The sequence below is a fragment of the Longimicrobiales bacterium genome, from assembly GCA_035764935.1.
GTDB lineage: Bacteria > Gemmatimonadota > Gemmatimonadetes > Longimicrobiales > RSA9 > DASTYK01.
Genome location: DASTYK010000134.1, coordinates 1 through 10,525 on the forward strand (window position 1 = coordinate 1; position 10,525 = coordinate 10,525).

The window sequence follows — 10,525 nt, forward strand, 5'->3', positions numbered from 1 at the left end:
GGCCTGCGTGGCCTATTACGGTGCCATGTGCCGTGTCTGCGGTTTCTCGTTCGAAGATGTGTACGGATATCTCGGGGTTGGCTTTATTCACGTGCACCATACTCGACCGTTATCAACCATCCGCGAGGAGTATCGCATAGATCCCATTCGTGATCTGGTGCCGGTATGTCCGAACTGTCATGCGATGCTGCACCGGACTGACCCGCCGTTGGAGATTGATGAACTCAGGCTGAGAATTGCACAGCAGAGTTGAGCGGGGCGGAAGGCATGTCATGAACCACATCCTCAATCCGCTCGACGGTCGGATCTCCGACACGCTCGATCTCCATGGCATGACCCGCTTCACGGCGGAGGTCGCCGTCGCGAGCTTCGTCGCGCGCGTCCGCAAACGCGAGCCCGATGCGCTCGTGCACGTGATCACGGGAAGGGGGAACGGGTCACCCGGACGATTAGTACCGAAAACACGGGTGAAGACCATGCTTCGCACCGGACTGCCACAGGTAGAGCGTGGGGGCCAGACCTGGACGACGGCGGCTACCTGATCCGCCTGAAGGGTCGCTGAACTCCACTGACTCGCTGCGCCCACGCACTCCAGTCCGGAGCCAGTTAGCGGCCAACCACCCCCGCCACCTCCCCGAACCGGCAGAATACATTCGCCCACTTCATCTGCTCCGGCGTCCGGCAGTCCGCCGCGAACAGCGTCGGATTCGCTACCACCACCGCTACGCACTTCGCCCGCGACGTCGCGACGTTGAACCGGTTCGGGCTGAAGAGGAACTGCATTCCGCGCGGAGCATCCGCCGCGCTCGACGACGCTATCGAATAGATCACGATCGGCGCCTGCTGGCCCTGGAACTTGTCGACCGTGCCCACGCGCGCACCCGGAGGCAGCGCCTGCGCAAGCGCGTGGACCTGAAGGTTGTACGGCGAGACGATCAGGATGTCCGGGAGCGTGAGCAGATGCCGGACGTCCTCGTGATCGTACCAGTATGACGACCCGTCCAGCAGGGCATGCACTAGGTCGGCAGTGACGCGGGCCTCCTCCGGCGACTCGCTCTGCCGCCCACTGTGCTCGACGGGAACGTGGATCAGTCCGCTGCCGCGGATCGGCGTCGGGCCGTCGATGCGCTGGCGATCGCGGCCGGGGCGCGCGTGCAGGCGCTCGTCGTAGAACATCTCCGACGTGAACGCGCAGATGTCCGGGTGCAGCCGCCAGGTCTCGGCGAGGAACAGGCCGCGGTCCGGCGGGATCGTGGCTGCGCCGTCGAGCAGGTGGTCCATGGCCGACACGTCTGCGCCGGGCGGATGCACGCCCTGCTGCGGCTGCTCGAGCTGGCGCGGGTCGCCGACGAGGACGAGGCAGTTCGCGGCGGGAGCGATCGCGACCGCGTTCGCGAGCGAGAACTGGCCGGCCTCGTCGACGAAGAGCAGGTCCACGCTGTCCATCATGTCCTCGCGGCTCCACAGCCACGCCGTCCCCGCCGCCAGCCTCACCTCGCCGGATGCCAGCGTGGCGGCGACCTGGTCGTTGCTGTTCGTGCACGTGATCTCGTCACAGCCGCAATGCTGGTCGGCCTCCGCCTTCTGGACGCCCTTCACGTCGTAGCCCGCCTGGCGCGCGGCGTCGCACACGTTCTCCAGCAGGTTGCCGATGACCTTGTGGCTCGTCGCGGTGATGCCGACCCGCCTGCCCGCCTTCAGCGCCGCGACGATCATGCGCGCGGCGGTGTACGTCTTGCCGCTGCCGGGCGGTCCCTGGATCGGCAGTACGGTCCGATCGAGCGTGTGCACCACGCGGAGCGCTGCGTCCAGCGCAGTCTCGTCGTCGCGTTGCAGCGCGCTGTCCGGCGCCTGACCGGTACGCGGCGCGCGTCGTAGCAGCAGCTCGCCCGCAGCGCCCGCCCCGGCGTCGATGCCCCGCTCGAGCACGGCGGCCGCGATGCGCTGGAGGCTCTGGCGCTGCGCCGTCGTATTCATGATGTCGTTCACGACGAGCCCGCGCGGCTGCGGTGCGGGCCTGCCGTTGCCGCGCTTCAGTTCGAACGTGGACGTGGCGTCGTCGATCGAGACGATCTTGCCGAGCGCCTCCTTCGTGCCCGCGGCCTCGACGGTGTCGCCCGCCTTCAGCCCGTGCTCCTGCGGCGCGAATTGGTAGCGGTGCAGCGTGGAGCGCGCGACGGTGCCGGACGGGCCGTCGTACGTGATGCCGCCGATCGCCGCACGATCCTCGATCAACTCCTCGTCGGTCAGCTCATGGCAGCGGTAGTACTCCCACCACGCGGCCCTGTCCTCCCGGCGGTGGAACTCGAGGAGCTGCGCGAGCAGCCAGCGCACGTGCTGTTTCGGCGTGCGCTCGGCGACGTCCGCCGGTACGTCGGTCACGAGCCGCGCCGCAAGCGCGCGCACCTCCACATTGCGGACTTCCTGCTCCTCCGACGGATCGCCGGATCCGGGCACAGGCCGCGGGATCGGCGCGCCGGTGCGCTGCTCGTGCCCGGCGCGCAGCCGCTCGAGCCACTCGGCGAGGCGGAGGGTGGAGAGGACGTCGTCACGGTTGTAGCCTTCGATGACCGGCAGGAGCGGGTCGTCGCGCTCGCCGCCCAGCTCGAGCCACGCCTCGAAGTGTGCGCGCGCCCGGTTCGCGTCGGGCAGGTCGACTGCGCGCTCGTAGCCGTAGAACGGCTCCATCCGCTTGATCGAGTAGCTCTCCACGGAGGCGCGCACGCCCTGCCGCACGACCCGGTACAGGTCCACCAGCCGCTCGCCGCGCAGCAGCCGGTCGACTTCCTCCTCCCGCGTGCCGTAGCGGCCCATCAGCCGCTTGAGCGCAGTTGGCTCGTACGGCGCGTAGTGGTAGACATGCATGCCGGGGTGCTCCTCCCAGCGTGCCATCACGAGGTCGATGAAGTCCTCGAACGCCTTCTTCTCGGCCGCGCGGTCGAGCGCCCACACGCCCGTGTAGCGGCCGTCGCGGTCGGCGTAGCCGAAGAGGTATTCCAGTCCGGTGTCGAGGGCGAACTGGTCGGCCTCGAGATCGAAGAACAGGTCGCCGGGCGACGGTTCCGGCAGCAGTGCGAGGCCGCGCCCCTCCTCGATTGGTTCGATCAGCTCGTGCATCGGCTGCTGCGCGCGCCGGCCGTGCGCCTGGATGCGCGCCTGCTCGCGGATGCGCACGAGCGTGACCCTGCCGATGCCATCGACCGTCGCGTCCGGTGGCAGCGTGGCGAGCGCCTCCAGGGTGTCCGTGCCGACGTCCACGAGCGCGCGCCGGTGCGACCGCGAGATGCCGGCGACGAGCGAGAGGTGGTCGACGTCGCGCCACACACCGTCGCAGTGGCCGCTCCAGTCACAGATCGTGCAGTGCTCGGCCGGCTCGGGAACCGCATCGGGATCCGCGGGCTGGCGCATCGCCTCTAGGAAGCGCGCACGCACCGAGCGGAAGTACGCGGCGTACTCGGCGACGCGGAAGGGAATCGTACGTGGCTCGGGACCCGCGAGTGCGAGCTGCACATGCTCGGGCATCCGGCGCTGCACCTTCGCGAGCAGGTCGGCGTATAGCATGACCTGGAGCAGCGCGCCGCCCTTCGCCTCGCGCGCCAGCTTCGTGTCCAGCACCTCGTAGGAGAAGCCTCCGAGCTCGCTCGGTTGGTCCACGCGCACCAGGAAGTCGGGCCGCCCGTGCCACTCGCCGTCGAAGAGCACGCCCTGGTAGACGACGTCCGCACCCGCACGCAGCGCGGCGAGCGTCGCCTGCGCCAGCGCGACCATGCGCTCGGGGTAGCTCATGTCCGCCGCACCGTCGATCGCCACTTCGTGGACATTCAGGCCCCGGTTGCGGTACGCCTCGAGGAAGCGTGCCTCGTGCTCGTAGCCGCGGCGCTGAAGCGCTTCGAGGCCGGGGTCGGGATAGACCGGTGGCCGGGCGCGTTCACCCGTTGCTACGGCGCGGCTGAGGCCGGAGAGGTGTGGGCAGGCGAGGAAGTGGCTGAGGTCCGTCGCCGAGAAGATGAGCCGGTTGTCGGAGGTTGTATGCATGATGCGCTATGTGGCCGAGCGGGGCGGAGGCGCATGATGTGGGTGCCACCGTCGGCACGGCGAAGTGTGACGTTTGGTCCGAATATACGGTGGCATTGCGCACACTGGCATGGGCAGTGGCTGCCTATTGCGCTGGCATGCGAGGCTGCGTCGACTGTACAATTCAGCGGGGGTGTGACAATGCACTCGCGGCAACCGACCGCGAGGGCGGCCGAAAGACTGGAGAACCGCCCAGCCGTTGCGGTGCTTTGAGCGTGATGATCAGGGATAGCCGGCGTCTGACGCTCCGACCGCGGGCTATCCAACCGCGCGGATCAGTTTGGTTTGCGACAGTCTCCGACAACCGTTCAGGTGCTAACTATGGCTAGCCGGGCCGACGCCCACGACGCCGCTGTTCGCACAGCGGCGTTCGAATTCCTGCGGCATCAAAACGGCGTTACATGGCGAGATCCTTTCGCGCGATCTACTGAGCAGCGGGTTTCAGTTCCACGGCCAGAGTCCCCCTGATCGGCCCACAAGGAATCACGAGGGCCGAAGCCTCGTGCCATTGAAGAAAGTATACTGGCCGATCCCGTGATCTGAGCAATCCATCATGACAGACCAGGCCAATGCGCTCGACGCAGCAGTCCGTGCCGCAGCGTTCGAGTTCCTACGAACTCAAACCGCATTGCATGGCGAGATTCTATCTCGCGATGTGCTATCGGCCGGCTTCCAGTTCGACGGCCAGAGAGTCCCCCTGCTCGGTCCTCAGGGGATCTTCAAGCCGGCAGTGCTGCCAGAAATGCCGCTGAGCTTCACTACCGTACCGCCCAAACACGGCGCGCCGCCTCCGTACGACGACGAGCTGGGTCCCGACGGGCTGCTCCGGTACCGATACCGCGGCACCAACGCCAATCACCACGAGAACGTGGGGATGGTCAAGGCCATGCAGCGACGGGTACCGCTCGTATACCTGTTCGGCATCGTACCGGGCAAGTACATACCCACCTGGCCGGTGTATGTCGTTCATGCGGATCCGCAGCGTCTAACCTTCCACGTTGCTGTGGAGGATAAGCGTTTTGGGGCTGCGGAGATGTCGCAGGTAGAGCCAGAGATACGGCGCTCGTACGTGACGCGGCTCGCTCTGCATCGGCTTCACCAGGCATCGTTCCGCGGGCGTGTGCTGCGAGCCTACAGGGAGCATTGCGCGATATGTAGGCTGCGACACGTAGAGTTGCTGGAGGCAGCCCACATTCTACCTGACGGGCATCCCCGCGGTGAACCGCTCGTCGCCAACGGGCTCGCGCTGTGCAAGCTGCATCACGCTGCGTTTGACCGGCACATCCTGGGCGTGAGCCCCGATTACGTCGTTCACATCAGGCGCGACATCCTGGAAGAGATCGATGGCCCGATGCTACAGCACGGCCTCAAGGAGATGGAGGGTCGCAAACTGGTCGTCGTACCAGGTGCACGGGACCTGAAACCCCGGCCTGAGTTTCTGGAGGAGCGATTTGATCTTTTCCGGAAGGTCGGCTGAATCGACGCCTCTCAAGCTTCGCAGGCAATGGATCTCGACCCCCTCCGGCCCCATCGAATGAAGTCAATGACGGTAATCGTCGGGATCGATGCCGTGCCGGCGGACGAGACGTTGCAGAACCTGTCGTATGAGCCCCGCATCCGCCGCGGCCTGGGTAACGTTTCCGCCTGCCCGTAAGAGCGCGCTTTCCAGGAAGCTCCGCTCGAATGCGTCGACGACCTCCTGTTTGGCCTGCTGGAAGGACGTCCCGGGCGAGTAGCTCGACGCGATAGTGTTGTTCAACGGCAGAACGCGCGTCCCGCTTCCGAGCTCGCCGGCGAGAATCGTAGTCATCGTCGTCGCCGCGTACCCTCTCTCCACGTAGTTCCGGAGCTCGCGGACGTTGCCGGGCCACGAGTACTCGCGAAGCCGCGCGGCCGCGTCCGGCGTTATGCTGCGGACCTGCTCGCGATAGCGCTGGGCAAGGGTTTCCGAGAAATGCCGGGCGAGCAGGAGCACGTCGTCGCCTCGAGCACGGAGCGGCGGGACCTGTATGTCAACAACGTTCAAGCGGTAGTACAGGTCTTCCCGGAACGAGCCGTTGGCCACGAGCACTGAAAGATCCCGATTCGTCGCTGCGACCACGCGTATGTCGATTGGCACATCGACCGTGCCCCCCACCCTCCGAATCACGCGTTGCTCAAGAGCGCGAAGCAGTGCGGCCTGGCTTCGTGGCCCCATCTCCCCGACCTCATCGAGGAACAGTGTGCCTCCCTGTGCGGCTTCGAAGACACCCTTCCGCTGTTCGCGGGCATCAGTGAATGCGCCCCGCTCGTGGCCGAACAGCTCGCTCATCAGCAGGGTCTCGGTCAATGCTGCGCAGTTCACGGACACGAGGCGCCCGTCCGCACGATCGCTCATCTGATGGAGCGCCTGGGCGACCAGCTCCTTGCCGGTGCCGGATTCGCCATGCACCAGGATGCTTTCGGCCGGTCCTCGCGCGATACGTCGCACGCGCGCCTTCAGATCCATCATGGCGGGGCTCTCACCAATCATCGCAGCGAGCGCGGCGCTGCTCTCATGTTCTTCGGAACGGTCGGACGCGGATGATGCGCTGCTCAGAATCTCGAGCAGACGTCCGAAATCCAGCGGTTTGCTCAGGTAATGAAACGCCCCGGCCTTTACGGCATCGACCGCGCTTCCGAACTCTGCATAGGCGGTAATGACGATGACAGAGGTATGGATCCGCTGGCGCTGAAGCTGAGGCAGCAGATCGAGGCCGGACCCGTCGGGAAGATTCTGATCCAGGAGGATGAACCTCGGCGGGTGCTTGCGGGCAGACGCCAAACCCATGCGCCCGGTCGAGGCGTACTGTACGCCGTAGCCTTCTGTCTCGAGCGCCTCGCCCAGAAACTCCCGGAAGTTGTGTTCGTCGTCGATGATCAGGACATTGGGCCTCATGATTCCCCCAACGCAGTAGAGGAGCCGATCCGCGGCTGGACGTTGCCGACGGACGGTTGCGCTGTATGTATCACATCCGAGGGGGCCTGGTCGGCCGCGTCGGGTGCCTTCGGAGACTGTGCAGGCCAGAATTGTTGTGGGTTGCGAAGAAGATAGTGCGTCCGCAAGTGCCGGGCAAATCGGTTTTCGGCGACTCGCCTCCTATTCGGCCGCTCGCATGGTCGACTCGATCGGATTGCCGTTGAACGATTCCGCACCACCGGCAGTTCGGGCAAGAGGCACTCGTACACGCACCATCGTTCCCTGGCCCTGGTCGCTTTGCACGAACAGGGTGCCGCCCAAGCGTTCGGTTTCACGCAGGGCGAGTGTCAGCCCGAATCCGGTGCCGAACACCTTCGTGGTGAAGTCCTGGTCGAAGATTCGGCTTCTGACCTCCTCCGGTATTCCGGGCCCCGTATCGCGGATGAGAATGTCCGCGGCGTTGTGCGGTCCCGGCTCGACCCGCACCTCGATCACATCCGCCTCGCCAACGGCCTCCAGCGCGTTCGTCAGCAGGTTCGAGATGATGAGTCCGAGTTGCCTGCGGCCGCCGAGTGTCGGCAACTCTGTATCCGCATAGTTCTCGATCAGTACGACGCCACGGTCCTCGATCTGGGCCCTCAGGTCGTCCACGCACGATCCGACGACCTCTCGCAGGTCCAGCGTTTCCGAGGTTTCACCTGCTTCGTCCTGCGTGAAGCGCAACAGGCCGACGACCAGGTCGTCGATCCGGCGAATGTCACCTTCGAGTCGGGTGAGGCGCCGTTCATTCGCACCATCCCGGCGCACGAGATGAAGCCCCATCTTGAGGCTGGCGAGCGGGTTCTTGATCTCGTGTGCGAGGCCGCGAGCCAGTGATCCGATCGCCGCGATGCGTTCGGCTTCCGCCAGATCCACCTGCGAGCGCCTCATCTCCGCAAACGCCTGGCAATACCGAATCGCCGTTGCCGTGCCTTGAGCGGCGAGCTCACGCAGCGCGTCTTCGGGAGGCGTCGAGCCGCGCCCGTCGTCGAGTGAAATCCTGAGCGCACCCAGCAGGCTTCCGTTACCCTCCCTGACCGGAACGTAGACCTCGTCGTTCCACCGGGTTTGCTCTTCCAGCAACGGGAGCAGTGCATCGCCCGGGACGACGCTCCTGCCGTCGAGCTCCTCCGATCCGGCCACGTCACGTGTCAGTATCAGCTCCACGGATGAACATTCCAGCAGTTGCGGCAGTTCGAGGCGCACTCGGTCCGCGACTCGCGATATCTCCAGGTCGGCCGAGGCACTGGACGCAAACTCACGAAGTCGCTCTGCCCGGACGGACCATTCAGCCCACATCCGCTGATCGAGTGCCTCGTGTGCCCATCGCAGAAGCGGCGAGAAGACGATGGCCGCCATGAACACGAGAGCGAACAGCGGCCATTCGACTCCCTGGAGGTCTCGGCCAGTGGCATTGAGTACCGTTGCGACCACACCAGCCAGGATGAGGCCGAACAGCGAGGTGAGCGCAAGGGACCCGGCAGAGGCCGTCCATCGACGAAGCCACCACTTTCTGTGTGCTGTCGGCGGCAGCCAGTAGGCGATCCCGAGCGGCGGAAAGAGCGCCAGGGTCATTGCGTTGATCTGCGTTACCGCATGCGTGGCACCGTGCTCGCCGAGCACGAGCTGCATGCCCGAACGGACGACACCGGTCAGACCAAAGCAGAATGCTGCGAAAATGAGCCAGCGCCGCGTCGTGGGGTAATCCGGCTCCAGCCTGCGATACGACCAGGCGGCGCCTACGAGCAGCAACTCCATTGTGAGTCCCGCAACGGTTCGGATGGTTCGCTCGGGCCCGACCATCGTCCACGCGAGGGGTGAGCTGAATCCGCGCGTCACTATACCAAGCACCGCCGCCAACAGGACGTATAAGGACACCCAAACCCACTTGCGTCGGACTGCGGGCCGGGCGCCGGACTCCAGTATCAGCAGGTGGAGCAGGAGTGCAGGAAACAGGAACCGGTAGGCCGTGGACTGAAGCTGCCAGAGGCTGCGGGCGCCGGTGAAGATGAAGCCATCGCCCTGGACGCCGCTCGTGAACGCCATCGGCGCGAACAGCAGCAGCGCCGCGGCGAGCAACAGGCTGGAGGTTTGCGAGCCGCGCCAGGCGAGGATGGCCGATGCGAGAAGCCAGCCGATGAGGCCCAGGGCAACGAGGTAGACGATGTATGCGACGTAACTGGCCGACATGGGGCTTACGGGAACATCGACCTCGAACAGCGCACCTTCCCGTTCGATCCCGAGGTGAACCCTCTCGCCCGATCGCGCCTGGTTCTCCAGCAGGGCAATTCGTTCGTTGGTCGCTTCCTGCCCGTCGATCTCCCGAATGACGTCGCCTGGCTGGAGCCCCGCTACACGTGCCTCGCGCAGCGTGCGTGAAACGACGAAGACAGTCTCGTCCCCGTGCTGGTGCACCTCACTGGACCATCCCAGCGAAGCTTCCGTGCCGAGTGCAGGGAGCGAGAACGGCAGGTTCAGCGGCACGAGCAACGCGACGGCGAGCAGAAACATCCGCAGGTGCTGCACGGTATCCGCGCCGACGTAAGCGCGGCGATAGGGAACGGATGGACTCCAGTTCATGAACGTCGAATTTGACAGGTTAGGAATGCGCGGCGGCGGAAGCAAACGTCGCGATTCACGTGGCAGTGGCACCATGCATGCCACATCACCGCGGGCAAAGTACTGCGACACGCTGTCGCAGAATTCAACAGTTTTCCCTGTGCGACGTTACGTGCCAACACGTTATCTGTCTCGTCGATCGCATTGTAACGCGCGTGGCGCGCATCATTATTGTTGCGAGCGGTGCAGCACGCGTGATGCGGTTCGCCGCGCTGTCGTCCGCGTTTCACCGAACGCTGCTTCGGTCTGGCTGCGGGGCGTCGGGCTTTCCGGCCTGGCCGTTCTCGCTGTCTCGCTCCCCGTGTCCGGACAGGCGACTCTGCCTTCGGCACTGGCCGACCCTGCGGTGCAGGCCGGCCTGCTCGCTATCGAGAATGGAGCGGGGGAGGCGGCGCAGCTCCTGGTCGAGATCGGGGCGATCGAGTCTCCCTCGGGTCAGGAACACGCACGGGCGGAAGCCGTGGCGGAGCGGATGCGGGCCATCGGTCTCACAAACGTGTCGGTGGACGGAACGCCCAACGTGGTCGGCCGGATCGCCGGGCGCTCGGGCCGCGCCCTGGTCTTCGTATCGACCCTGGACGACCTCCCGATGGTGGCGGAGCACCAGCGGCAGGCAACGAGCCCCCCGCAGATCCAGGGGAGCAGGGTAGCGGGTCCGGGCACCAACACATCTGCGACCACGGTCGCGATGCTGACGGCGGCACAGGCACTGATCGATGCAGGTGTGCGTCCCGAGCACGATCTTGTCTTCGCGGCCGTCGCGCAAGAGGAGACTGGACTGGTCGGGATGAAGCAGCTGTACTCGGACTGGGCGGATCGGGCAGTCGCCTTCGTGGATGTGCTCGGCGACGGCCG

7 protein-coding genes are annotated in these 10,525 nt (G+C 65.7%); 4 read left to right on the forward strand and 3 right to left on the reverse strand.

Going from position 1 to position 10,525, the window contains the following annotated elements; translation table 11 throughout:
• Together VFU06_10880 and VFU06_10885 are read left to right on the forward strand one after the other, a co-directional pair.
• Positions 1-253 (forward strand): HNH endonuclease (locus tag VFU06_10880; protein ID HEU5209888.1); only part of this gene is annotated, 253 nt, incomplete at its 5' end.
• 19 nt (positions 254-272) lie between these two features.
• A complete protein-coding gene (locus VFU06_10885; GenBank protein ID HEU5209889.1) occupies positions 273-542 on the forward strand; it encodes a hypothetical protein in 270 nt (89 codons plus the stop codon).
• A 64-nt stretch (positions 543-606) separates the two neighbouring features.
• On the opposite strand, the gene VFU06_10890 is transcribed toward VFU06_10885, so the two are convergent.
• A complete protein-coding gene (locus tag VFU06_10890) occupies positions 607-4,035 on the reverse strand; it encodes a TM0106 family RecB-like putative nuclease (protein HEU5209890.1) in 3,429 nt (1,142 codons plus the stop codon).
• 592 nt (positions 4,036-4,627) lie between these two features.
• Here VFU06_10890 and VFU06_10895 point away from each other — a divergent pair.
• Complete coding sequence (locus VFU06_10895; GenBank protein HEU5209891.1) at positions 4,628-5,551, forward strand: HNH endonuclease; 924 nt, start codon at positions 4,628-4,630, stop codon at positions 5,549-5,551.
• Positions 5,552-5,614: 63 nt separating this feature from the next.
• Here VFU06_10895 and VFU06_10900 read toward each other — a convergent pair whose 3' ends face one another.
• Positions 5,615-6,991: a sigma-54 dependent transcriptional regulator gene (locus VFU06_10900; GenBank protein HEU5209892.1), complete on the reverse strand. Its 1,377-nt coding sequence runs from the start codon at positions 6,989-6,991 to the stop codon at positions 5,615-5,617.
• A 201-nt stretch (positions 6,992-7,192) separates the two neighbouring features.
• Positions 7,193-9,130: a HAMP domain-containing sensor histidine kinase gene (locus VFU06_10905; GenBank protein HEU5209893.1), complete on the reverse strand. Its 1,938-nt coding sequence runs from the start codon at positions 9,128-9,130 to the stop codon at positions 7,193-7,195.
• A 499-nt stretch (positions 9,131-9,629) separates the two neighbouring features.
• Here VFU06_10905 and VFU06_10910 point away from each other — a divergent pair.
• Positions 9,630-10,525: M28 family peptidase (locus VFU06_10910; GenBank protein ID HEU5209894.1), on the forward strand; the 896-nt coding region annotated here is incomplete at its 3' end.

What these genes read in the sequence shown, in the direction of transcription:
- VFU06_10895 (HEU5209891.1), top strand. Translation starts at nt 4,628, where the DNA reads ATGACAGACCAGGCCAATGCGCTCGACGCAGCAGTCCGTGCCGCAGCG.
- VFU06_10890 (HEU5209890.1), bottom strand. Translation starts at nt 4,035, where the DNA reads ATGCATACAACCTCCGACAACCGGCTCATCTTCTCGGCGACGGACCTC.
- VFU06_10900 (HEU5209892.1), bottom strand. Translation starts at nt 6,991, where the DNA reads ATGAGGCCCAATGTCCTGATCATCGACGACGAACACAACTTCCGGGAG.
- VFU06_10885 (HEU5209889.1), top strand. Translation starts at nt 273, where the DNA reads ATGAACCACATCCTCAATCCGCTCGACGGTCGGATCTCCGACACGCTC.